The organism is Actimicrobium sp. CCC2.4 (genome assembly GCF_034347385.1).
Lineage (GTDB): Bacteria > Pseudomonadota > Gammaproteobacteria > Burkholderiales > Burkholderiaceae_D > Actimicrobium.
This window is the reverse complement of record NZ_CP133777.1, coordinates 2467615-2491501: the sequence shown is the minus strand read 5'-3', so window position 1 is coordinate 2491501 and position 23887 is coordinate 2467615. Positions and strand designations below refer to the sequence as shown.

Sequence of the window (23887 nt, the reverse complement as noted above, 5' to 3'; positions counted from 1 at the left end):
TTCTTGAATCTGGCGTAGTTAAGCTTATCAGAGAACAAATAATTTTGTTTTTACCGGCCTGGTATCTCAGTAATGTAGTTTTTAATATTCAGAAAGACACAACATAATCACCACATTCAATTTCCAGTAAGGAATCAGAAATAAACCGCGATATGCACACTTTAAAACCGAGAGGGAATGGCGGATCGACTTTTCAATATTTAATATGCCATTAATAAATCAGAGTTATTCAATCCCTGGGAAGTCAAAACCCCAGCGTCATCTGCCCCGTATCGACCGCCGTCTTGCCGTCCGTCTTATCCCTGCCCCGCCGCCGCGAACCGTGTTTCTCGACAATCGCGGCTTGTCCGTCCCGCACTGCCGGTTGCGCCCGCAGCCCGAACAGCTTGTCCTTGGCCAAACGCGTCGCCTGCTCCAGATCGACCAGTGGCATCGCGATATCGTGTCCGACCACGACTCCGTAGCGCGCTTGCAGCTCAGCCGGCATGCGCCACGGTTCGAACAGCCAGGCATCCGGCACCTTGCGCATCGCCGGCAGCCAGCGCCTTACAAAATGCCCGTGCGGATCATGGTCATGCGCTTGCTTGATCGGGTTATAGATGCGTGGAACATTGATGCCGGTGGTGCCGGATTGCATTTGTAGCTGGCTCCAGTGGATGCCGGGTTCGTAATCCAGGAACTGACGCGCCAGCCACAGGCCGACCGGACGCCAGTGCAACCAGAGCGGATAAGCTGCCACCGACACCAGCATGGCGCGCATCCGGAAATTGAGCCAGCCGGTCTGACGCAGCATTTCGACGCAGGCGTCCACCAGCGGCCAACCGGTGCGACCCGCCATCAGCGCATCGAAATGCTGCTGGTTCCAGTCGCCTTCGCGCAAGCCGTCATAGCCCCGATGCAGGTTGCGATACTCCAGCGCCGGTTCGCTTTCGAGCTTCTGGATGAAGTGACAATGCCAGTACAGGCGGCTGGTGAAGCCGGTCAATCCCGCCTTGCGGCGACTCTCTGTTGCCGGCATCGTGGCCAATTGCTTGCGCGTCGCGTGAACGATTTCACGCATGCTCAGTGAACCCATTGCCAGATACGGCGAGAGTCGGGAACAGGCCGTCGGCGCAGACAGCGGCGACGATATCCCGCCACGGTATTTGCCACTCCGGTCCAGCAAAAAACTTTGTAGCACCGCGATACCTTGCCGGCGACCACCGCGCTGACGTTGTGGCGGATCGTGCGGCGTCAGTCCGAGGCATTCCCACGTGGGCGCTCGCGATTGCTGCAAGGGCCACGCGGCAAACTCCAACTGCGGTACGGGCAGACATGGCAGGCGCACGTGCTCCTCCCATTGGCGCTGCCACTTGTTGCGGCTCGATAACCGCCGTACGACGCCGAATTGTCGACTCTCATGCCATGTCACACCGTGTTCCCTGCACCATTTTCCGACGGCCAGGTCACGCTGATAGGTCACGTTGTTTCCTGTTTCCTCATGGGAATACATATGGGTAAGCGGACTATGTTCAAACAGTTCACCGAGGATAGCGGTGACCTCGCCAAAAGCAATATGCAGGCGTCCTCCCCGCCGTTGCAACGCTGCATCCAGTTCGGTCAGGCTTTCCAGCAAGAACTGATAGTGCTGGTTGGCGGCGTCCTCTGCGGCCCAGACATCAGGTTCGATCACGTAGAGGCAAAGTACGGGACCTTGCGCGGCGGCATACGTGAGCGCGGCATGATCGTGCAGTCGTAAGTCGCGTTTGAACCAGACCAGGCTGGGTGTCATCGTGGGTATTCGCGGTGGTGGATGGGCATTCAGTTTGACAGGCTTTCAGAAATCCATTTTGGCAAGCCATGTCGATTGTATTTTCGTCACAGCAGCAAACAGACAGGGAGGCAATGTCGCACTGCCGCTCAGATTTCTCTACCCAGTCCTGTTTTCCAGCCGGATGGGCTGACCAAAACACGCTTTGTCACTTGCTGTTGTGGGATCTGTAATTCGGATCGGCGCAACTGAGGCAACAGCATGGCAGTCGGTCGTAAGGCTTTTTGACTGAACCCCGTAAATGTTGCCATCCTCGGTTGCCGGAAGCGCAAACGTCGGACGCGTCCACTGTGGTGGGAAAAGCAATAACAGCGAAGGCGCTTCGGTGCCCACGAACGAACAAACAAAGTAGTGTCATCGCGCAGAGCAATGCCATCGCGAATGCAGGGATGGCATCAACCAGCCAGCGACCCGGCATACCCCCGGCCATAGGTACAAGCAAAACCGGCATGACTGCCGCCGTTTCGCACGGCAATCCTACCTACAACCTATCCATGCATGACCGCATGAACCTGTTCATGGTGAGTGCGCGCGTGCTTATTGCTGACACTGACCACGGCGCATGTGCAGAATAATTTGAAGGCGTTGATGTATCGCACTAACAAGGCTTGTCGCCTGCCTATCATTAACAGAGTTGGTTACTTGCGGATGAATCGCGAGCAGGCCAACCTGTTCTTCCAGGTGATCGCGGCGCTGTACGAACGTGGCAGCCTGATCGTCACTAGTAGCTAGTCATTTCGACAATGGGATACGACGTTTGCGCAGGACACGACCTTGACGGCAGCAATGCTGGATCGGCTACGCCATCGTGCTCATATCGTACCCATCGACGGCGACAACTATCGGCTCGAACATCAGCGTCATGTCGGGGTAGCGCAGCGGGACAGAAACGATGGTGCAGAGTAATTGACATCAATGGAGAAGCAGCAAACCCGGTTACCGCCGTACCACTGGGTGAGTCGAATTTATATCGCTGGCGGCATCAAAACCGTATCACTTTTAAGTCGTTGTTGACAATTTCCATTGGCTCAGAGCTACCAGCAGGTGGACGCTCTATTTTGAAAAGGTAGCACCATGCATTTCAACCGCCACCCCGAACTAGCCCTCACGTTGCTTACAACGGCCTTGCTCCTCTCCGGGTGCGGGGGCGAACGGTCTGGCGACATCGCCAGCAAGCCTACGTCTACAGCGGTCAATAGCGAGCTTTCTATTACAGCGGTCAATAGCGAGCCTTCTTCTACAACGGTCAACAATGATTGGAGTAACCCGGCAACTTGGGGCGGCACCGTGCCTTCGGCGAACACTGCGGTGGAAATACCGGCCGGTAAAACCGTGGTGTTGGACACCAAAGTGAAAGTCAAAAGCTTGATGGTGAAGGGCACCTTGGTTTGTGGTGGAACCGATATTGCCATCGAAGCGGATTGGGCCATGGTGGTGGGGGCGCAGTCCAAACTGTCGTGCGGCACCAAAGCGCAACCTTACATGGGCAAGTTCGATATGACGCTGAGCGGCCCGCAGACCGACGACATCATGGGCATGGGCGCTCGCGTACTCGGCGCCATGGACGGCGGCACCGTCGAGATGTTTGGAGAGCCGCGCGCCGGATGGACCAAACTCAATGCCACCGCCCTCAAAGGCAGCACTACGCTGACGCTTGCAGACAGCCCGAAGAACTGGCGTGCCGGCATGGACATCGTGATCGGCTCGAGCAGCGAAGACCCGCACGAAGCCGAGGTCAGGCGCATCCTGAGCATCAGCGGCACATCGATCACGCTCAACGCAGCCCTGACCTACGACCATTTCGGCCTCCAGCAAAGCTACAACAACGGCAGCAAAACCTTCACGGCCGACACGCGTGCGGCGGTGGGACTGCTCAGCCGCAACATTACTTTGCGAGGCGGCGGCGACAGCCAGGCCACGCAATTCGGTGCACACATGATGACCATGGCCGGAGCCAAAGCGTACGTCTCGGACATCGGTTTTAACCGCGTGGGCCAGAAGAGCCGGCTCGGCCGGTATCCCTTCCATTGGCACTTGGCTGGTGATGTGCGCGGCCAGTTCATCAGCAATAGCTCGATCTGGGAAAGCTACAACCGCTGCGTCACCGTGCATGGCACCGACAACACAGTGGTCGAGGGCAACGTTTGCTATGACCACCTCGGCCATGGTTATTTCCTGGAAGACGGCACCGAGCAAGGCAACACCATCCAAAACAACTTGGGTGTGTTGACCGTTCGGCCGAAGCCTGGTGAAGGCGTGCTGGAATCCGACTCGAAAATTGACGCGGCCTCAATAGGACCGGCCACCTTCTGGATCTCCAACCCCAATAACACCGTCGTGGGCAACCATGCGGTGGGCAGCGATGGCTCGGGCTTTTGGTACAACTTGGATGACCGGCTCATTTCCCGGATCGGTGGAACGGCGGTCAATCCACGTGTCTCCCACTTCGAGCGGTTCGAGAACAACACCGCCAGCAGCATGCTGCTCGGTTTTTCGACCTGCCAAGGCGGGGGAGAAAAGGGGATGGAAACTCCGAATGAGCCCACTTGGACCAACTTGACGGTGTTCCAAACCCGTAACACCGCTGTCTGGCCCTGTGGGCTCAGGCGTCAGACCTTCAACAACCTGCGGGTGTTGGATGTTGGGGGAATCGGGCAAGGCGCGGCGCTCACCGCTCCGACGCCCATGCTCGTCGAAGAGTCCCTGTTCGTCGCCAACAGCGCGATGAGTGCAATAGGCAACCGAACCAAGGTCGGGCGCGTGGCCATCGGCTTCTACGATCAAGGTTTCAACATCAAAAACACGCATTTCGTCGGCTACACCAAAACCGACGCAAGTTCGTGGATGGCCCACGGCGGCGGCGCCGTGAAAAAGACTTGGAATTACGTGGAGGGCGTGACCTTCTCGCCCGCCAAATTTGCCGCCTTTTTTGACGATGCCGGGGGCGCAGGAGGAATCGATGTCAATGTGGGGGCGGTCGTGTTTGACATCGATGGCAGCTTGGGTGCCGGTCCGAACATGACCCTCGTGACCACTGCGCCCATCCACGCGGGATTGGACTGCGCCAATTCGGGCAGGATTGAAGCCGGCTCCTTCGGAATACTTTGCAAGACGCGCATCATCCGAACCCGCATCGATGGAGGCGTCCCATTCATTGGCGCTTCGTACACCATGTTTCGAACCGGACCCAACGGGGAAGTCACCCAGCACTTCAGCCCTGCCCACCCGGCCTTCAACTTCTTCCAAGCGTTTTCTGCGCCAAACCAGCCTTACCACTACGGTGCTCAGTTTGAGACCGACCCCGGGACCGATTTCGGCATCTTGTTCGGAGGGTACTGGCCCAACGACACCATGCGCTATGAGCTGCGTGGAATGCGTGCCAATGCGTCGGTAAGCAGCGCCAATTTCAGTCAAGTGGGCACTGCCACTGAATTTGACAGCGCCAGTGGTTCCGTTTGGTTCCGCTCCGGCGACAGATTGCACATCAAATTCACGGCACCGGCGACCATTCCACAATGGCAAGGTGTGAGCTGGGTGCAGATCGTCAACAAGTGAGGCTCGAAAGCCAATTATTTCCGCGGTCTGCTCCCGCGGTGTCCGTAATGTTCAAGCGGCGGTCCGCAAGCCCGCGGCGCACCCGGGAAACAACCAAGTACCGGCACTAATCCGCAGACGCACTTCCTTCGGGCCGGGTCTGGCCCACGCTTAATATTGGATCTGCGCCTAGCGGCTCGTGCGACTGTTGCTTCAACTTCTCCGGATAGGTCCCCAACCCAGCAAGATGTTCTGCCCTGTCAAATACCCCGCCTGAACACTGCCGGGGTAACGACAGAAGTCAGAAAAAACGTAGCGATTCCAGGATCACTCCCTGTTTTTGAACAATAAAGGTTCATACCAAAAACTCAGTTAGTAGCTTATAATTCGACAATTATCGAATGATCGAAATTTTGTTCGACTGGCGCAGTCTACGATGCCGGCTGGAGGCCGCGCAGATAGATTTTGTCATCACCGTCGGCGACAACGCTGATTGCGAAGTTAGACCGCACTGACGCAGTCAACCGGTGAGCTGTCATTTGGCGGCGGGGTACCACACCCACACCGGGCCATAGCCGCTGCAAGAGCAAGATCCGGCCTGCAGCAAGCGATAGTGGCAATGGACCCGACACAGACCCTAACCCGTTATCCAATTAAGGAATTCCCCATGTCCGCACAATGTGAAGTCACCGCCAAACGTGCCGCAGCCGCACCGATGTCATTTTTCGAGCGCTACCTCAGCGTGTGGGTCGGTCTGTGCATTGTGGTGGGCATTGCGCTGGGCCAGTGGCTGCCAGGCGTCTTCAGGGCCATCGGTGCGATGGAAGTCGCCAAGGTTAATTTGCCGGTCGGTCTGTTGATCTGGGTGATGGTGATTCCGATGCTGCTGAAGATCGACTTCAGCGCAATGAGTCAGGTTCGTGGCCACCTGCGCGGCATCGGTGTGACGCTGTTCATCAACTGGCTGGTCAAGCCGTTCTCGATGGCATTGCTCGGCTACGTATTCATCCGCGTACTGTTCGCCCCGCTACTGCCGGCCGACCAGCTCGACAGTTACATCGGCGGCCTGATCCTGCTCGCTGCCGCACCCTGCACGGCGATGGTGTTCGTCTGGAGCCGGCTGACTGGCGGCGATCCGTATTTCACCTTGTCGCAAGTGGCGATGAACGACCTGATCATGGTGTTTGCGTTTGCGCCACTGGTGGCGTTTTTGCTGGGGGTATCGAGCATCACGGTGCCGTGGGATACGCTGGTTACCTCGGTCGTGCTGTACATCCTGGTGCCGGTGGTGATCGCGCAGGTTCTGCGCAAGCTGATGCTGGTGCGCGGGCAGGACAGCTTTGATGCGCTGATGGACAAGCTCCAGCCGCTGTCGATCGCCGCACTGCTCGCCACGCTGGTCTTGCTGTTTGCGTTCCAGGGCGACGCCATCATCGGCCAGCCGCTGGTGATCCTGTTGCTGGCCGTGCCGATCCTGATCCAGGTGCTATTCACGTCCTCGCTGGCCTATTGGCTCAATCGCAAGCTAGGCGAAAAGCATTCGGTGGCGTGCCCGTCGGCACTGATAGGGGCATCCAATTTTTTCGAGCTGGCGGTGGCGGCGGCGATCAGTATTTTCGGTTTTGAATCCGGCGCGGCGCTGGCAACGGTGGTCGGGGTATTGATCGAAGTACCGGTGATGTTGCTGGTAGTGAAAGTGGTGAATGCGAGCAAGCCCTGGTACGAGGCGGGTTTGCGGAAGTCGGCTTAACCGCCAGCCGGAGCGTTGCACGCCACCTGTTAAGCTTCGCGATTCTTCAAATCCGCAGGATCCCGGTGATGCACACTCTGGAACAGCTACGCACTGGCGCATTGGCTGGCGCTACCCGCCTGAAACTGGCCTGCGGCCTCACGATATTTCCTGCTGAAATATTCGATCTGGCCGACTCGCTGGAAATCCTCGATCTGTCCGGTAATGCCTTGTCCGCGCTACCGGATGACCTGCCCCGGCTGCACAAGCTGCGCGTTCTTTTTTGTTCCGACAACCAGTTCACCGTGCTGCCACCTGTCCTCGGAAAATGTCTACAGTTGAGCATGATCGGCTTCAAGGCCAACCGCATCGACACAGTCCCGGCTGGTGCCTTGCCAACGGCATTGCGCTGGCTAATCCTGACCGATAACCGAATCGAAGACCTTCCTGCCGAAATCGGTGAATGCAAGCAGCTCCAGAAACTGATGCTGGCCGGTAACTGGCTCAGCGCGCTGCCTGCCCGACTGGCCCACTGTTCCCGTCTTGAACTGCTGCGGATCGCGGCCAACCGCTTCACTGAATTACCCGACTGGCTGCTGTCGATGCCGCGCTTGTCCTGGCTGGCTTACGCCGGCAACCCGGTGGGCGATACGCGCGAACTGGCGGCGCTGGACAATGCGGCCATACCGGTGATCCGTTGGGATGACTTGCAACTCCAGGCGCAACTCGGCGAAGGCGCGTCCGGCGTGATCCACCGCGTCGCTCGTCGGGACCACGAAGAGGCGAGACCGCTGGCACTGAAAATATTCAAGGGCGCGCTGACCAGCGACGGCTTGCCGCGCAGCGAGATGGCGGCCTGCATCGCGGCGGGTCGCCATCCGAACCTGATTCCGATACTTGGCACGCTGTCCGGACATCCTGAGCAGGCCGAGGGGCTGGTCATGCCGCTGATTGCCCCGCAGTTTCGCACCCTGGCCGGTCCGCCAAGCCTGGCATCCTGCACCCGCGATATCTACGACGACGCCCTGCTGCTCGATGGCACGGCGGTCATCGCAATGGCCCGGGGCATCGCTTCGGCGGTAGCGCATTTGCACCGCTGCGGCATTCTGCATGGCGACCTGTATGGCCATAACCTGCTCCATACCGGTGACGGGCGCGTGCTGCTGGGCGACTTCGGAGCCGCTTCGCTGTTCGCTCCGCACGCATCTTGTGCCACGGCGCTACAGCAAATTGACGTGCGCGCGTATGGCGTGCTGCTCGAGGAATTGATCCGTCTTTGTCCTGCGTCGCTGCCGCCCGTGCTGGCCGGTTTGGCCCGCGCCTGTCTTGTCGATGACAGCCGATCCCGCCCTTTGTTCAATGAGATAGAGCGCGTGCTGTCGTCCCTGACAGACGCCCCTGCCGCTACGGCAACGGCGTAGTCCCGCCTGCGATCACGGTGTGGCCGGCGCGACCGCGTGACCGCAATGGTCGACCCACGGTGCCGCGCCAACCTTCCTGCCTTCGCCCAATGCGATCAGCGATGCCAGCAATGGCTTTGTTGCGTCGGCAATCCGGTCCAGGCTGGCGTCGCGCAGCGCTGCCAGGTCGACCGCCGCGGCACTCTCGAGTCCGGCCCAGGCCAGCAAGGCCCTGCCTGCCTGCGGGTCATCGAATAGCCCGTGCAGATAGGTTCCCAGCAGTTGGTTATCGGTCGACAGCGCACCCTCTGCACGACCATCAATGCGGAACGCCGGCGTTTCCAGTGCACTCCCTTGCGATATCCCCATGTGGATTTCATAGCCACGCAGTGCGGCACTGGCAAACGTGCAATGGCCGCTGACCTCGAGCAGTCGCTTGTCGGCGACCAGCGTGGTCGTCATGTCGAACAGGCCGAAACCGGCGGATGTCCCCGGCGCACCTTCGATGCCTGCCGGATCCGCCACGCTGTGGCCCAGCATCTGGAACCCGCCACAAATACCGATGACCTTGCCACCGAATCGCACATGCCGTTTCAGCGCTGCGTCCCAGCGATGGTGTTTCAGCCAGGCCAGGTCATCCCGTGTGTTTTTGCTGCCGGGAAGAATGATCAGGTCGGCTGGCGGAATCATCCGGCCCGGCCCGATAAACTGCAAATCAACATCGGGATGGGCGCGGAGTACATCGAAATCGGTATGGTTGCTGATGCGCGGCAGGACCGGCACGATGATCTTGAAGGCACCCTTCACCGGCTGTCCCTGATCGATCGCATCTTCGGCATCGAGGACCAGACCATGCAGATACGGCAGCACCGCCAGCACCGGCTTGCCGGTCTGCTGCTCAAGCCACTCCAGCCCCGGCACCAGCAAGGCAATGTCGCCGCGGAAGCGATTGATAACAAAGCCGAGAATGCGGGCGCGTTCACTGTCCGACAGGCACGCCAGCGTACCGACGAAGTGGGCAAAGATGCCGCCACGATCGATGTCGGCAACCAGGATGACCGGGCAATCGACCGCCTCCGCGAAGCCCATGTTGGCAATATCCCTGTCACGTAAATTAATTTCGGCAGGGCTGCCGGCCCCTTCGACGACCACTGTTTGATAGCGTTTGCGCAGCCGGCCATAGGACGCCAGCACAGCCTGCATCGCCACGGTCTTGTACGCGTGGTACTCGCTGGCCCGCATCCCGGCGCGGACTTTGCCATGAATGATGACTTGCGCACCCGTGTTGCTGAACGGCTTTAACAGCACCGGATTCATGTCGGTATGCGGAACCACACCGGCGGCCAGGGCCTGCAAGGCCTGGGCCCGACCGATCTCGCCGCCGTCTTCGGTGACCGCGCTGTTGAGCGCCATATTTTGCGGCTTGAAGGGCACCACGCGGATGCCTTCGCGCGCCAGCAAACGGCACAGAGCGGCGACCACGGTGGTTTTGCCGGCATCCGATGTCGTGCCCTGCACCATCACTGTGTGAAACGGAAAGATCATGCCAACTGCGCTTGCTGCCACTGCGCCACCATGTCGCTAATCTGGCGCAATCCTTCGGTGATGACTGCTGGTCCCGGCGAGAGGATGTCCGGCGACTTGATCTCGAACAACATATTGTTGCGTATGGCCGGAATGTCGTGCCATCCCGGACGCGAGCGCATTGACTCCGGCTGGAATTTTTTGCCACACCATGACGCAATGATGATGTCCGGTGCCCGCCGCGCAACCTCCATCGGATCGGTGATGATGCGCTCGCGGGCACCTGCGTGCGCCGATAATTCCGGAAAGGCATCCTCGCCGCCCGCCAGCACGATGGCTTCGGCAGCCCAGCCGATACCGCTCATCAGCGGCTCGTTCCATTCTTCAAAATAGATCACCGGCCGGCGCTGTCCCTGGTCTTGTCCTCGGCCCTGCGCTGCCCGCGCGACCACAGAGGCCACCTGTGACTGCAAATCAGCCACCAGCAGGCGTCCGGCCTCTTCGCGCCCGACCAACGCAGCCAGTACCCGCACCATGTGCAGGATGCCGCTTATGCTGCGCTGATTGAACAGGTGCACTTCGATACCTGCCAGCGCGAGGTCCCGGCACATGTCGGCCTGCAGGTCGCAAAAGCCGATCACCAGGTCTGGTTTGACTGCCAGAATACGGTCGATTTTCATTGATGAAAATCCGCTGATTTTCGGCTTTTCCTTGCGCGCTCTTGGCGGACGCACGGTAAAGCCCGAAATACCGGCGATGCAGTCCTCGGCACCCAGTGCGTACAAGGTTTCGACAGACTCGGTGCACAGGCAGGCTATGCGTTGGTAATGACTCATGACTGGGCTTTCCGGTTAATCGCTCGCCCTTGGATTGGTCGGGCACCGCGATGGTAACGGAAACCATGCCGGTGTCACTTGCCTGGCACAGGCCTCGCTCTACCGGCAAGAACTTCTCCGGCAACCGGAGCGCCATCCCGGAATTCAGATCACGGTTATTTGTTTTCCGCACCCGCCCGGCTTCTTCGGCAGCGTCAGATCCAATATGCCATCCTGATACTTGGCAACGATATGCGCTTCATTAATATCGGATGCCAATATAAATTTGTGATGTTCTTTTGAGAAATAATGCTCATCATGCGACGGCATTCCGACTTCATTCCCGGCATGCTCTCCTGTTGCATCCGTCATAATTGATACCTGATTGTTATTAATTTCAATCCTGATATCTTCTTTTTTTAATCCAATAAGTTCAGCCTTGATGTAATAAGAATATTCATTTTCTGATATGTTTATTTTTATCGTCGGCCTGACATTACCATCCCCGGCAACAGGAGCTAATTGGAACTCCCGACAAGGATCATCAACATCCCGAAGCCGCTTGGGCAGGCTGATTGCGTTAAATGGCGCGAAATGTGCCGAGCTCTGAATCATGATTGACCTCCTGATTGATGGCGATAAAAAACGTCATTATAGATTTATCGGATGCAGGAATATTCGAGCTTGCTCTGAAACTGAAGGCGAATAAAATCACTTATTTTGCATATATCCTGACATGCCAATAACGAATAATTAAACGGTAATGTAATCGCTAATCAAGGCAATGGGAGCACTTTAAAATTGATCAAGATCAACGCTGAAATAGCTTTCCTCTTTATTCTTTGGCGACATATTTTCTATTCATTAAGTTGAAATAAAATCGTTGACGATTCACAAGAAAAAATCTTGAAACGGTTGACCTGCATTCGGTTGCCGACAGTCTCAATGCTTGCCGGTCGGAGCCGGCGGTGCGGAAACCGGCGTATGTTCAAGTGCAAGTGCTTCGCGCCGGAATTGTCGTGCCACGGAATGATAAAAAGCATGCGGACTGAGTTGTCGCGCAACAAATGAAGCGATCAGGGTCGCCGCGAGCAGGTATAGCGTGGCGTCATGGCTTTTCGTCATTTCCATCACGATCACGCTGGCCGTAATGGGGGCTTGCGTAGCGGCCGCCAGGAAAGCCGCCATCGACATCAGCGCGAATATTCTTGGCTCCATGAGCCCGCCGAACAGGAGTGCAATGTTTTCCCCGATACCCGCACCGATGGCCAGGCATGGCGTGAAAATACCGCCCGGTATGCCCGCAAAATACGTCGCGACCGTTGCCAGCCATTTCGCCATTCCGAACCACTGGCCGTCAGTCGACCGGCCATTGAGCAGTGCTGCGGTTTGCGAGTAACCGGTGCCATAAATGGAACCGTTGACTGACCATCCGACAATGGCCACCACGAGGCCACAGGCAAAGGCAATGAGGAGTGGACGTTGCATTGGAATATGACGCCAGCGTGCGGGTAGCATGCCGGTCGGTCCCATCAGCAATATTTTGGAAAACAAGCCGCCCAGCACCCCATTGATCAAGGCGCACAACAGAACACCTTTCCATGATTCGCGCAGGATCAGTACTGACTCATCGATGCGGAAATAGGATTGCCCGCCGAGCAGGGCAAGCGATAAAAATCCTGCCGTCAGCACGCCGGACAGCACAATCCGGTCCCAGCGAATCGCACTGTTGCGGCCCAGTTCTTCAATCGCGAAGACGATACCGGCAAGCGGCGTGTTGAACGCGGCGGCAAGACCGCCGGCCGCACCGGCAGCAATCAGCGCTTCCGGGCGGAAGCCCAGACGCAAGCCGAGTTTTTCATGCCACCACCGTCCCCACGACAGCATCACGGCCGCGCCGACCTGTACCGACGGACCCTCGCGACCGCTGGAGGCACCGAACAGCAGGCTGGTAGCGGTGAGGCCGATCTTCCAGAGGGATTGGCGCAGCGACACCAGCGTTTGCTGGGCGCCGCTACTGGCCGGCAGCGACATCGCAGCAATGACTTGCGGAATACCGCTACCGCGCGCTTGCTGGGCATGGCGGATCGTGAGCCAGCGCAAACCGGCAAAACCGAATGGCAGAAGCAGGAAGGCGCTCCATGAATACGCAGAGATGACCTTGACGTTCAGCGAAAGCATGAATTCCGCCAGCATGGCGAATGCCAGCGAGATCAAGGCAACACAGGATGCGCCGCCGAGAAATACCGCGTAGGTGAGCGTCGTTCTGGAAATGCGACCACGGCGACGTGCGGCTTTCGATGACGGAAGCTTGCGCAACCCGGTGGGTTCTTGCATGGTCAAATCCGATCAGTGAGGTAACGATATGCACAAGTTTTTGCCGGCAGAGCAGACGCGCCGGTGCGAAACGATACACCTTCTGACAACGAAACCAGAGTCGACCATCCTCCGCTACCGATAGGCGAAGTCAATCAAAAGTTGACTTTGAGATATAGATTAACTACAATAGGGCATCTTTTAGCGTCAACTTAACAGTAGTTGACTGACTTTAGAGAATTCAGCACTACCAAGTAGGACGCTCCATCTCTTCCAGGCACTCCATTTACTTCGGCTTCATCTGCTCGCGTTATTCAAGATTTTCGCGATGCAGTGACAGCGATTCGCCACGAAGTACAGCAAACAGTTTTATCCCAGTTGCCCGTCGGGCAGACACATAACGCGCAAAACGATGGCGGGAATTATCCATGCCGCGTTTTTGCTTGATGTTCGTTGTCTGCGCGCCGGGATCGCAGCTTGCACATGTCGCAAGCCTTAGCCACTCACTCTGCCAACAAAAATAAAGGGACCATCATGGCCAAGCAAATCAGCGTCAATCACGTATTTAAAGTGTTTGGCGAAGCGCCGGAAAAGGCGCTCGACCTCGTCAATCAAGGTGTCAGCAAACAAGACATCCTGGCCCGTACCGGCAATTCGATCGGTGTGTTCGATGCCAGTTTCACGATCGAAGCCGGCGAAATTTTCGTCATCATGGGTTTGTCCGGCTCGGGCAAATCGACACTGGTGCGCATGCTCAACCGGCTCATTACGCCGACTGCGGGCACCATCGAGATCGGCGGCGTCGATATCAACAAGCTCTCGGCCAAGGACATGCGGGCGCTGCGCCGCAAGGACATCAGCATGGTGTTCCAGTCCTTTGCGTTGATGCCGCACATGACGGTACTCGACAACACCGCATTCGGTCTGGAACTGGCCGGTGTCGACCGCGCCACCCGCAACGAGCAGGCGCTGAAGGCGCTGGACCAGGTTGGCCTGAGCGGCTGGGGCGCGAGTTTTCCGGATGAACTGTCCGGGGGCATGCAACAGCGCGTCGGCCTGGCCCGCGCGCTCGCGTCGGACCCGTCCATCCTGTTGATGGATGAAGCCTTTTCGGCGCTGGACCCGATCATCCGTACCGAAATGCAGTCCGAAATCCTGCGCCTGCAACAGGTACGCCGTCGCACCGTCGTCTTCATTTCACATGACCTCGACGAAGCCATGCGTATCGGCGATCGCATCGCCATCATGAAAGACGGCATGGTCGTCCAGGTCGGCACGCCCGATGAAATCCTGCGCAATCCGGCTGATGACTACGTCCGCAGCTTCGTCCATGGCGTCGATGCTGCTGCCGTCTTCAAGGCCGCCGACATCGCCCGTAAATCCCAGATCGTCGTCTCGGAACACCCGAGCCGTGGTGCCCGCGCTGCGCTCAAGATGCTCGAGGACAACGACCGCGAATACGCTTACGTGATCAGTCCCGGCCAGCATTACCTGGGCATGGTGTCGGTCGAATCATTGCGGGCAGCCTTGCATGAACACGACGGACCGCTCGGACTGCAGCACGCCTTTTTGCCGCACTCGCAAAAGATCTCCGGCGAAGCCTCGGTCAGTGATCTGTTCGGGCAAGTTGCCCAATCGCCCTACCCGATGCCGGTGGTCGCCGACGATGGCCACTACTGCGGCTCCATCAGCAAGACCACCCTATTGAAATTTCTTGATCGCGATACGCCACTGGTACCTGCGCTATGACAACGACTCTGAAAGATCCCGCCATGTCCGACATCATCACAGCCCAGGCACCTTCGAATGCCGGTGTAGCGAGCGCCTGGGACACCCCGCCTGCCGCAGTCACGGCCGCCGCGCCGGTCGACCCGTGGGCTACCGGCCCCGTGGACGCCGCCGTACCGGCCGATCCCTGGGGCACGGGTAACGTGGACGCCGTCACTCCCGCCGGTGCCGGTAGCTGGCTCGATGCACCGGTCAGCGCCGTACCGGCCGATGCGCCTACCGGATTCTTCGCACAAATCCGCGATTTTTTCGACGGCTCGATGCCGGTCGAAAGCTGGATCAACAACGGACTCGACTGGTTCGTAACGCAGTTCCGGCCGTTCTTCCAGACCGTGCGGGCACCGATCGATGGCACGCTGATGTGGGTGCAGGATTTGCTGCAAAGCGTACCGTCGCTGGCCATGGTGACCATTTTCGGTTTGCTGGCCTGGCAATTTGCCGGTCGCGGCGTAGCGATCGGCACCGTCATTTCACTGCTGGTGGTGGTCGTCCTGGGCATCTGGCCGGAAGCCATGGTGACACTGTCGCTGGTGCTGACCTCGCTCGCATTCTGTCTGGTGATCGGCTTGCCGCTCGGCGTGCTGCTGGCCGGTAGCGACCGCGCCCAGCGCCTGACGCGACCACTGCTCGATGCGATGCAGACCACACCGGCCTTCGTCTACCTCGTACCGGTCGTGATGCTGTTCGGTATCGGCAATGTGCCTGGCGTCATCGTCACCATCGTGTTTGCGCTGCCACCGCTGGTACGACTGACCAACCTGGGGATTCGCCAGGTGCGTCCCGACCTGATCGAAGCGGCCCGTGCTTATGGCGCGTCGCCCGCCCAGATGCTGTTCAAGGTGCAGTTGCCGCTGGCCCTGCCGTCGATCATGGCCGGCGTCAACCAGACGCTGATGCTATCGCTGTCGATGGTCGTGATCGCATCGATGATCGCCGTGGGCGGACTGGGACAAATGGTCTTGCGCGGCATCGGCCGTCTGGACATGGGACTGGCGACAGTCGGCGGCCTGGGCATCGTGCTGCTGGCGATTTCACTGGACCGGATCACGCAAGCCGCCGGTCAATCAAGCCGCGGTGTGCACCACTGGTATGAAACCGGCCCGCTCGGTTTGCTGTACCGCTTGCGCCCTGCCCCGAAAGCCAAGCCGGCTACCCCGCCTGACACCACCGGCAAAGACGCCGACAAGTTATCGACGCCGGTCAATTCCGGCATGGCGACGTAAATGATTTATTGAGTAACGCCCATGGGTGACAGCCATGAACCACCCCATTAAAAAAAGGAATCAACGCATGAGATTTTCCACCCCAAGCTATTTCCTCGGCACCGTGCTGCTGGCAATGAGCTTCGTGACACCGGCATCCGCCGCTGACCTGCCGGGCAAAGGCATCAAGGTCCAGCCTTTACAGAACACCATCGCCGAGGCAACTTTCCAGACCCTGCTCGTGGCCAAGGGATTACAAAAACTGGGCTACGACGTCCAGTCGACCAAAGAAATCGCACCGCCGACCGCGCACATCGCGATCGCCAATGGCGATGCCACCTTCATGGCCGATCACTGGAACCCGCTGCATGCTGACTTTTATCGCAACGCCGGTGGTGATGCCAAGCTGTCGCGCACCGGGGTGTATTCGGACAACTCGGCACAGGGCTACCTGATCGACAAGGCCACCGCGACCAAATACAAGATCACCAACATCGGCCAGTTCAAGGATCCGAAAATTGCCAAGCTGTTCGATACCGATGGCGATGGCAAAGCGGACCTGACCGGTTGTGATCCGGGATGGGGCTGCGAAGCCGTGATCGAGCATCAGCTCACCGCGTTCAAGCTGCGCGATACGGTCACCCACAAACAAGGCAGCTATTCGGCGCTGATCGCCGACACGATTACCCGCCACAAGGAAGGCAAGCCGATTTTCTATTACACCTGGACCCCGTACTGGGTCAGCGGCGTGATGGTGCCGGGGCGCGATGTGGTCTGGCTGCAAGTGCCGTTCTCCTCACTGCCAGGCGAGCAAGCCAAGATTGATACCAAGCTGTCGAACGGCAAGAACTACGGTTTCGTCGTGAACCAGCAGCAAATTGTTGCTAACAAAGCGTTCGTCGACGCCAACCCGGCCGCAGCCAAGTTGTTCTCGTTGATGAAATTACCAATGACCGATATCAGCGCCGAAAACATGCGCATGAGCAAAGGTGAAGGCTCGCCAGCTGACATTGAACGCCACACCGACGGCTGGATCAACGCACATCAGGCCTTGTTTGATAGCTGGATTGCCCAGTCACTCGCCGCGGCAAAAAAATAACCTAGGAGATCAGAGACATGAAAAAAACCCTCAGCATTCTGGCGCTTGGCGCCCTCGCCGGCTTGTCCGGCAGCGCCAGCGCACAAAGCTCCAACGTGCAGATATACGGCTACATCGACCTCGGCCTGGTCAAGGAATCGGGCAAGACACCGCGCATGGATCGTGGCCAGAACAACTGGCTGGGCTTCAAGGGCACCGAGCAGCTCGGCGGTGACCTGGCAGCCATCTTCAATGTCCAGATGCGCTTTAATCCGGACACCGGCGGCGCCGAAAAATCGACAGCATTTTTTCAGGGCGAAACCACGGTCGGACTCGCCAGCACCCGTTTTGGCACGGTCCGTCTGGGCCGCGCACTGACGCCGCTGTGGGCTAAAAAATGGATTTACGATCCGTGGTACGACAGCGCCCTGATGGGTTCGCTGGCCAACTACAACGGTGACTTCAATAGCGACGGGCTGGTCACGGTCGATTACCACAACTATTCGCGCGCCAGCAATGCGGTCTATTACAGCTCGCCGGACATGGCCGGTTTCTCGGTTCATGCCGACGCCGAAATCGAACGTGCGGTCGGTGACGATGCAGCGCGCACGATTGCCGAAACACGCCAGAAAGGGATCTCGCTGAACTACGCCAATGGCGGACTCAATACGATGCTGGCCTATGAAAAGAATCATATCGACAGCGACATCGTCTACGTCGCCGGTGGCTATACGATGGGTGCATTCACGCTGCTCGGTTCGTACTCCGAAACCAAGTTTGCCCGCGTCAATGACAAGCTCACCAGCATGATGCTGGCGGCGACCTATATGGTCGGGATCGATACGATCCGTGGCGGTTACGGCAAGATCAAGGAAAGCGGCAACGACAAGTTCACCGTCGGTGTCAACCATCCGCTGTCGAAGCGCACCAACCTTTACGCCGATCTGTACCGTGAAAAATTGGTCGACGTTGATGGCAGCACCGGTGTCGCACTGGGCATCAACCACACGTTCTAAAACAGTCATGCGACGGCCCCGACCGCGGGGCGCGCAGTACCCGCAATGCCAGGCTTGATGCCTGGCATTTTTTATGGGCGTGCCAATGAGTCCGCCTGACAAATTCATGACACTTCATGCCACGGTCACATTCGATTTTTATACTCGCCGGTATTCAGGCTTTACCTGAGCTGCCGGTATCCACCGGCTGCCATCGCAATTCACCGTGGAAAACATCACATGTCCGATCTGCCGCAAGCTTCCCGTCGCCAGCTGCTCAAGTTTCTGGGTTGCGCTCCCATGCTGCCACTCGGCGCTTTCGCCTCCACCTCGTTGCTCGCAGGTTGCGGCGGCACCGGTTCATCGGTAGCGCCATCGGTCTCGCAATTTCTGTCGGTCTCGTTTTCATCCATGCCGGCACCGACTCTCGCCAATGCCGCTGCCATGGCCACCACGACCGTCGGCTCCAGCATGAACGTGCTCTACGCAGACAACACAACGGTCAGTTTCAAGCTGGCGTATCAGCCGTTCTTCATCACTGGCGATCCGGTACCCACCGGCGTCGCTGGCGCGACCATCCTCAGCGGCGGTTACGTCGACATCAATAACCAGCCGATCATCGACCGCTCGGTCGCGGGCAAGGAACGGCAGTTTTTTTCGGATGCGCCGGATGGTACGTCGCTGTTGTCGCTGGCCAGTCCGACGGTCACAGGCCTCAAGGGCAAGGCCGTGTTCGCTGTGGTGCAGTTCGAGTACACGACCAACGATCAGGCGGGCAACAGTGCCTACGGAACGCTGCCCTCCCCGATCGCCGTACTGACGCTGGATCAGGACCAGGTCACCGGCAAGCTCACGCTGGTCAAGTACCACAACGTCAATACCGCCGGCGTGCATGGCCTGTGGATCACCTGTGGCTCGAGCCTGTCACCCTGGAATACCCATCTGTCGAGCGAAGAATACGAGCCGGACGCGACCACGGCCGCGACCAATACCCAGTTCAAGGCATTCAGCAGAAACCTGTTCGGCAACGAGACCACTGCCAACCCTTACCACTACGGCCACCTGCCCGAAGTGACCGTGAATCCGGACGGCACCGGCACCATCAAAAAGCATTACTGCCTCGGCCGTATCTCGCATGAGCTGGTGCAGGTAATGCCTGACAATCGCACCGTCCTGATGGGCGACGACGCCACCAACAGCGGCTTGTTCGTGTTTGTCGCCGACCGTGAAAAAGACCTGTCGGCCGGCACGCTGTATGTCGGCAAGCTCGGCAGCGGTTTTTCAATCGATCCGGCTGCAGCCGGTGCTGCAATCACCTGGATCAATCTCGGCCATGCCACCAGCGCCGAGATTGAAGCGATGGCCAATACCCTGAAGTCGACTGACATCCTGACCGTGGTGACGGCAGATCCGGCCGACGCCACCTTTTCCAAGGTCTTCATCAACGGCACGGCCAACTGGATCAAGCTCAAGCCCGGCATGGAAAAAGCGGCGGCCTTCCTGGAAACCCACCGGTATGCGTATCTGGTGGGTGGCAGCATGGGCTTCTCAAAAATGGAAGGGACGACCGTCAATGTCCGGGACAAGATTGCCTACTCTGCGCTGCAGAACATCCAGGATTCGATGATTAAGACGGGCAAGGGCTGGAATGCTGCCAGCGGGATCGCGCTCGACAAGGCACTGGTCGCAGGCGGGATCATGGCCCACACGCTCAGCGGGGGGCAGAAGGACTTGGGTGGTGCTGCCATCAACAGCGAATGGATGCCGGTACAGATCAAGGCCTTGCTCATGGGCGAGGACATCCCCGCCGATGCGTTGGGTAACAAATCCAACCCGGACAAGATCGGCAATCCGGACAACATCAAATTTTCGGAGGCGATGCGTACGCTGTTCATCGGCGAAGACAGCAGCACCCACATCAACAATTTTCTCTGGGCCTACCACATCGATACGAAGATCCTGTCACGACTGATGTCGATGCCTTCCGGCGCCGAAGCGACCGGTCTGCATGTAGCCGACAACATCAATGGCTGGACCTACATCATGAGCAATTTCCAGCACGCCGGTGACTGGAGTTCGCTGCATGCGAAAGTGCAGCCAACGCTGGACCCGCTGGTACGCGCCAATTACAAGGATCGTTATGGCGCGGCTGTGGGGTACCTGACTGCAGATCCGCTGAACATGAAATTGTCGAAGGGCTAAGGCGCGCTGGCGTCGGTTTAGGGAAGCGGTCGTTATGATCGCTGACCTGTGCCGACGCCAATGTAGCGGATGCTGTTTGTGCTGAGTTTGGCGAAGGAAGCCTGCCGAAGGCACGCCGAGTATCAACAATCAGCACCAGCGCACCACCAACCGTTCGTCCTGAGCCTGTCGAAGGAAGCCTGTCGAAAGAAGCCTGTCGAAGGATCGCCACTACAACCCTCCCAAATTCCCCGCTATCCCAAAGCGTCCCGTTCAGCGTGATCAACCATCCTGAAAACCCAAGACAGCCCCCAAAAAAAACGCCGGGCAATAACCTGGCGTTCTCTAAAATCAACCCGCAGTCAACTTACTTTTTTGCACCCAGAAACGGATAGTCGATATACCCGCCAGCGCCACCGCCGTACATCGTCGCCGGATCGGCTTCGTTCAACGGGGCGTTGGTACGCATGCGCTCGACCAGGTCCGGATTGCCAATGAACGGACGTCCGAAACAGATCAGGTCGGCGTGCTCAGACGCGATCGCGCCGCTGGCCATGGCCTTGTCGTAGCCGTTATTGGCCATGTAAGCACCATTGAACAGGCGACGCAGAATTTGCAGGTCGAAGCCGCCAGCGACTTCACGCGTGCCGCCGGTGTCGCCTTCGATGACATGCAGGTAGGCCAGCTTAAACGCATTGAGCTGCTCGACCAGGTAGGTGAACAGCGGCTCCGGATTGCTGTCGTCGATGTCGCCGAACTTGCTCAGTGGCGACAAGCGGATACCAACGCGATCGCCACCCCAGACATCGACCACCGTGGTCATGACTTCCAGCAGCAGGCGGACACGGTTCTCGATCGCGCCGCCGTATTCGTCGGTGCGCTGGTTGGTCTTGTCGCGCAGGAATTGGTCAAGCAGGTAGCCATTGGCGGCATGCACTTCAACACCATCGAAACCGGCGGCCTTGGCATTCAGAGCAGCGGTGCGGTATTGCTCGACCAGACCCGCCATTTCGGATGTCTCCAGCGCGCGCGGCGTGACCATCGGTACAAAACCGTCAGCGGTGTACGACTGGCCTTCCGGCTTGATCGCCGATGGCGCAACCGGCAATGCGCCATCAGGCTGGATCGATGGATGCGAGATGCGGCCGACGTGCCAGAGCTGCAGGAAAATGTGACCGCCCTTGGCATGCACGGCGTCGGTAATACGCTTCCACGCAGCTACCTGGCTATCGTTATAAATACCCGGGGTCAGGATATAGCCCTTGCCCTGCGGTGAAATCTGGGTTGCTTCTGCGATGATCAGGCCGGCTGTCGAACGCTGTGTGTAGTACTCGATGGCCAGTTCGCTCGGGACGTCGCCTTCGAGTGCACGGCTGCGCGTCAATGGCGCCATGACGATGCGATTTGGCAGACGGAGCGGGCCGAGTTGCACTGCTTCAAACAGGCGCGAATCAAGATTGGCGGCGGTGGATTGCGTGGATGTCGGCATGGTGTTCCTTTATGAAAGGGTGCATGGTCGCAGAAATACGCATTGCTCGCAGTGGCCCTTCAAAAGCAACCGGGTACTGCCCTGTCAGGTAACCGCAGCGAACCGCAATTTTGTAACTCAACGGTCATCTGTTTGATCCATAATGACGAGCTTTTTTCGCGGACGCGACACGTCCCGCTGCGCCCGGAAGCAACCAGCACACCATCGTCTCGCCTGTGACCTCAAATGCGGTCGCCCGGACGGGCTGTACCCGTATCAAGTACCCGCTTCACTGACAGGAACGCGCACCATGTTTGAACTCTTCACCCCGCGTCGGGCCGGGCAATCGGTATTGGCGGCCGGTCCTAACCGCTGGGACTGGATCCTGTTGCCGCTGGTACTGGCCGTGATAGCCGGCCTTGCCTTCGGAGCGATGCAAATGTCTCGCCCGTTCATCGTCGGCGAGCCAACCCCGATTTCGCTCGACCCGCAGTACCTGCCTTACTACCTGTTGCGCACGATGCTGCGCATGTTCACGGCACTGGCCTGTTCGCTGCTGTTCAGCTTTGCGTTTGCCGCCATCGCCGTGAAGTACCGCGCCGCTGAAAAAGTCATGGTGCCGATGCTCGACATCCTGCAGTCGGTCCCCATCCTCGGCTTTCAGGCCATCGCCATCGCGCCATTCATCCTGCTTTTTCCCGGCAACCTGCTCGGCGTCGAATGCGCTGCGATCTTCGCGATCTTCACGTCGCAGGCATGGAACATGGCGTTCAGCCTGTACCAGTCGATGCGCACGGTGCCGCCGGAACTGAGCGAGGCGGCACAAGTATTCCGGCTGTCCGGCTGGCAGCGTTTCTGGCGACTGGAACTGCCGTTCGCCATGCCCGGCCTGTTGTGGAACATGATGATGTCGATGTCGGGCGGCTGGTTTTTCCTGGTCGCCGCCGAGGCGATTTCGGTCGGCGGTCAGGACATCAAATTGCCCGGCATCGGTGCCTATATCGCGATGGCCATCGAAGCCGAAAACGGCCGCGCGATTGCCTATGCCATCGGCGCGATGCTGTTCGGGATCATGGCGTACGACCAGCTGTTTTTCCGGCCGCTGCTGGCTTGGGCCGACAAATTCCGTTTCGAGGAATCGCAAGGCGACAGCGCCCAACGCTCGTGGTTGCTCGACTGGGGCCGGCGCAGTGTCTGGATACGCGAACTGACCGGTCGTTTCTGGCGGATGATGAGCAGCACGCTGGGCTGGTTCAGTCTGCGCCCGGTCACTGTGGCACCGACGGTGCGCTCGGAAGCGCGCAGCAAGTCGATCGCCCGCGCCTGGGATGCGACCATCGTGCTGCTGTCGCTGGCAGCGGTGTACTGGCTGGTGACCTTCGTACACAGCGATGTCGGCTGGCGCGAATCGGCGCACGTGGTCGGCCTGGGACTCATCACGCTGGCGCGCGTGATGCTGCTCATTGCGCTGGCCTCGCTGGTCTGGGTGCCGATTGCGGTGTGGATCGGATTGCGGCCGCAATACTCGCAGCGGGTGCAGGCACTGGCGCAATTCCTTGCTGCCTTCCCGGTCAACCTGATGTTCCCGATCGTGGTATTCGTGCTGGTCACCTTCAAGCTCAATGCGAATATCTGGCTCAGTCCGCTGATGGTGTTCGGCACCCAGTGGTACATCCTGTTCAACGTGGTCGCCGGTGCCTCGACGATTCCGAATGAACTGCGACTGGCGGCGGATAACCTCGGCCTGAAGGGCTGGCTGAAATGGAAACGCGTCTATCTGCCGGCGATCTTTCCGGCCTACGTGACCGGTGCGATCACCGCCAGCGGCGGTTCATGGAACGCCAGTATCGTGGCCGAGTACGTCACCTGGGGCAAGACCACGCTGATCGCCGATGGATTGGGCAGCTATATCAAACAGATGACCGACGCCGGCGACTTCCACCGGATCGCGCTCGGCATCGGCGTGATGTGTATTTTTGTGATGTTGTTGAACCGGTTCTTCTGGCGCAAGTTGTACTCGCTCGCCGAAGACCGCAGCCGATAGAGA

At 58.6% G+C, this 23887-nt stretch carries 16 protein-coding genes and 1 pseudogene; 11 read left to right on the top strand and 6 right to left on the bottom strand.

What is annotated here, in order from left to right; genetic code table 11:
* Nucleotides 1-244: 244 nt before the first annotated feature.
* Entirely contained in the window at nt 245-1771 is a 1527-nt protein-coding gene (locus RHM62_RS11525; protein WP_322122242.1) for a cryptochrome/deoxyribodipyrimidine photo-lyase family protein, read from the bottom strand.
* Nucleotides 1772-2259: 488 nt separating this feature from the next.
* Between RHM62_RS11525 and RHM62_RS11520 the strand changes: the two genes are divergently transcribed.
* From RHM62_RS11520 to RHM62_RS11500, 5 genes and pseudogenes are all read left to right on the top strand, one after another.
* Nucleotides 2260-2385, top strand: coding sequence for a hypothetical protein (locus tag RHM62_RS11520; protein ID WP_322125452.1), 126 nt, complete (start codon nt 2260-2262; stop codon nt 2383-2385).
* A gap of 13 nt (nt 2386-2398) precedes the next feature.
* Nucleotides 2399-2716, top strand: a pseudogene (locus RHM62_RS11515) (ATP-binding protein).
* Nucleotides 2717-2884: 168 nt separating this feature from the next.
* Nucleotides 2885-5365, top strand: a complete 2481-nt coding sequence (locus RHM62_RS11510; protein ID WP_322122241.1) for a G8 domain-containing protein — start codon at nt 2885-2887, stop codon at nt 5363-5365.
* Between the two features lie 646 nt (nt 5366-6011).
* On the top strand, nt 6012-7094 hold the full coding sequence (gene arsB / locus RHM62_RS11505) for an ACR3 family arsenite efflux transporter (RefSeq protein ID WP_322122240.1): 1083 nt from the start codon (nt 6012-6014) through the stop codon (nt 7092-7094).
* Nucleotides 7095-7162: 68 nt separating this feature from the next.
* Nucleotides 7163-8494 carry a leucine-rich repeat-containing protein kinase family protein gene (locus RHM62_RS11500; protein ID WP_322122239.1) on the top strand — a complete coding sequence of 444 codons (1332 nt, stop codon included), beginning with the start codon at nt 7163-7165 and terminating at the stop codon, nt 8492-8494.
* Nucleotides 8495-8506: 12 nt separating this feature from the next.
* Here the strand turns inward: RHM62_RS11500 and RHM62_RS11495 are convergent, their stop codons facing one another.
* The 4 genes from RHM62_RS11495 to RHM62_RS11480 form a co-directional block, all read right to left on the bottom strand.
* The gene (locus RHM62_RS11495; protein ID WP_322122238.1) at nt 8507-10018 is read right to left on the bottom strand and encodes a cobyric acid synthase; all 1512 of its coding nucleotides are present in this window, start codon (nt 10016-10018) and stop codon (nt 8507-8509) included.
* Nucleotides 10015-10833 carry an ABC transporter substrate-binding protein gene (locus RHM62_RS11490; RefSeq protein WP_322122237.1) on the bottom strand — a complete coding sequence of 273 codons (819 nt, stop codon included), beginning with the start codon at nt 10831-10833 and terminating at the stop codon, nt 10015-10017. Before RHM62_RS11490 ends, RHM62_RS11495 begins: the two co-directional genes overlap by 4 nt.
* 144 nt (nt 10834-10977) lie before the next feature.
* Nucleotides 10978-11427, bottom strand: coding sequence for an Hsp20/alpha crystallin family protein (locus RHM62_RS11485; protein WP_322122236.1), 450 nt, complete (start codon nt 11425-11427; stop codon nt 10978-10980).
* Nucleotides 11428-11754: 327 nt separating this feature from the next.
* A complete protein-coding gene (locus RHM62_RS11480; protein WP_322122235.1) occupies nt 11755-13149 on the bottom strand; it encodes a chloride channel protein in 1395 nt (464 codons plus the stop codon).
* A gap of 513 nt (nt 13150-13662) precedes the next feature.
* On the opposite strand from RHM62_RS11480, the gene proV reads away from it, so the two are divergent.
* From proV to RHM62_RS11455, 5 genes are all read left to right on the top strand, one after another.
* On the top strand, nt 13663-14877 hold the full coding sequence (gene proV / locus RHM62_RS11475; RefSeq protein ID WP_322122234.1) for a glycine betaine/L-proline ABC transporter ATP-binding protein ProV: 1215 nt from the start codon (nt 13663-13665) through the stop codon (nt 14875-14877).
* A 23-nt stretch (nt 14878-14900) separates the two neighbouring features.
* Nucleotides 14901-16139, top strand: a complete 1239-nt coding sequence (gene proW / locus RHM62_RS11470) for a glycine betaine/L-proline ABC transporter permease ProW (RefSeq protein ID WP_322122233.1) — start codon at nt 14901-14903, stop codon at nt 16137-16139.
* Nucleotides 16140-16254: 115 nt separating this feature from the next.
* Nucleotides 16255-17217, top strand: a complete 963-nt coding sequence (gene proX, locus RHM62_RS11465; protein WP_322125395.1) for a glycine betaine/L-proline ABC transporter substrate-binding protein ProX — start codon at nt 16255-16257, stop codon at nt 17215-17217.
* Nucleotides 17218-17234: 17 nt separating this feature from the next.
* Complete coding sequence (locus RHM62_RS11460; protein WP_322122232.1) at nt 17235-18212, top strand: porin; 978 nt, start codon at nt 17235-17237, stop codon at nt 18210-18212.
* A gap of 219 nt (nt 18213-18431) precedes the next feature.
* Nucleotides 18432-20393, top strand: coding sequence for a PhoX family protein (locus RHM62_RS11455; RefSeq protein ID WP_322122231.1), 1962 nt, complete (start codon nt 18432-18434; stop codon nt 20391-20393).
* A gap of 346 nt (nt 20394-20739) precedes the next feature.
* On the opposite strand, the gene RHM62_RS11450 is transcribed toward RHM62_RS11455, so the two are convergent.
* The gene (locus tag RHM62_RS11450) at nt 20740-21861 is read right to left on the bottom strand and encodes an alkene reductase (protein WP_322122230.1); all 1122 of its coding nucleotides are present in this window, start codon (nt 21859-21861) and stop codon (nt 20740-20742) included.
* Nucleotides 21862-22150: 289 nt separating this feature from the next.
* Here RHM62_RS11450 and RHM62_RS11445 point away from each other — a divergent pair, with 289 nt between their 5' ends.
* Nucleotides 22151-23884, top strand: coding sequence for an ABC transporter permease subunit (locus RHM62_RS11445; RefSeq protein ID WP_322122229.1), 1734 nt, complete (start codon nt 22151-22153; stop codon nt 23882-23884).
* Nucleotides 23885-23887: the final 3 nt, after the last annotated feature.

Excerpts from the sequence above, each read along its gene's own strand:
- RHM62_RS11525 (WP_322122242.1), bottom strand. The coding sequence starts at position 1,771 with ATGACACCCAGCCTGGTCTGGTTCAAACGCGACTTACGACTGCACGAT.
- RHM62_RS11520 (WP_322125452.1), top strand. The coding sequence starts at position 2,260 with ATGACTGCCGCCGTTTCGCACGGCAATCCTACCTACAACCTATCCATG.
- RHM62_RS11510 (WP_322122241.1), top strand. The coding sequence starts at position 2,885 with ATGCATTTCAACCGCCACCCCGAACTAGCCCTCACGTTGCTTACAACG.
- arsB (WP_322122240.1), top strand. The coding sequence starts at position 6,012 with ATGTCCGCACAATGTGAAGTCACCGCCAAACGTGCCGCAGCCGCACCG.
- RHM62_RS11500 (WP_322122239.1), top strand. The coding sequence starts at position 7,163 with ATGCACACTCTGGAACAGCTACGCACTGGCGCATTGGCTGGCGCTACC.
- RHM62_RS11495 (WP_322122238.1), bottom strand. The coding sequence starts at position 10,018 with ATGATCTTTCCGTTTCACACAGTGATGGTGCAGGGCACGACATCGGAT.
- RHM62_RS11490 (WP_322122237.1), bottom strand. The coding sequence starts at position 10,833 with ATGAGTCATTACCAACGCATAGCCTGCCTGTGCACCGAGTCTGTCGAA.
- RHM62_RS11485 (WP_322122236.1), bottom strand. The coding sequence starts at position 11,427 with ATGATTCAGAGCTCGGCACATTTCGCGCCATTTAACGCAATCAGCCTG.
- RHM62_RS11480 (WP_322122235.1), bottom strand. The coding sequence starts at position 13,149 with ATGCAAGAACCCACCGGGTTGCGCAAGCTTCCGTCATCGAAAGCCGCA.
- proV (WP_322122234.1), top strand. The coding sequence starts at position 13,663 with ATGGCCAAGCAAATCAGCGTCAATCACGTATTTAAAGTGTTTGGCGAA.
- proW (WP_322122233.1), top strand. The coding sequence starts at position 14,901 with ATGTCCGACATCATCACAGCCCAGGCACCTTCGAATGCCGGTGTAGCG.
- proX (WP_322125395.1), top strand. The coding sequence starts at position 16,255 with ATGAGCTTCGTGACACCGGCATCCGCCGCTGACCTGCCGGGCAAAGGC.
- RHM62_RS11460 (WP_322122232.1), top strand. The coding sequence starts at position 17,235 with ATGAAAAAAACCCTCAGCATTCTGGCGCTTGGCGCCCTCGCCGGCTTG.
- RHM62_RS11455 (WP_322122231.1), top strand. The coding sequence starts at position 18,432 with ATGTCCGATCTGCCGCAAGCTTCCCGTCGCCAGCTGCTCAAGTTTCTG.
- RHM62_RS11450 (WP_322122230.1), bottom strand. The coding sequence starts at position 21,861 with ATGCCGACATCCACGCAATCCACCGCCGCCAATCTTGATTCGCGCCTG.
- RHM62_RS11445 (WP_322122229.1), top strand. The coding sequence starts at position 22,151 with ATGTTTGAACTCTTCACCCCGCGTCGGGCCGGGCAATCGGTATTGGCG.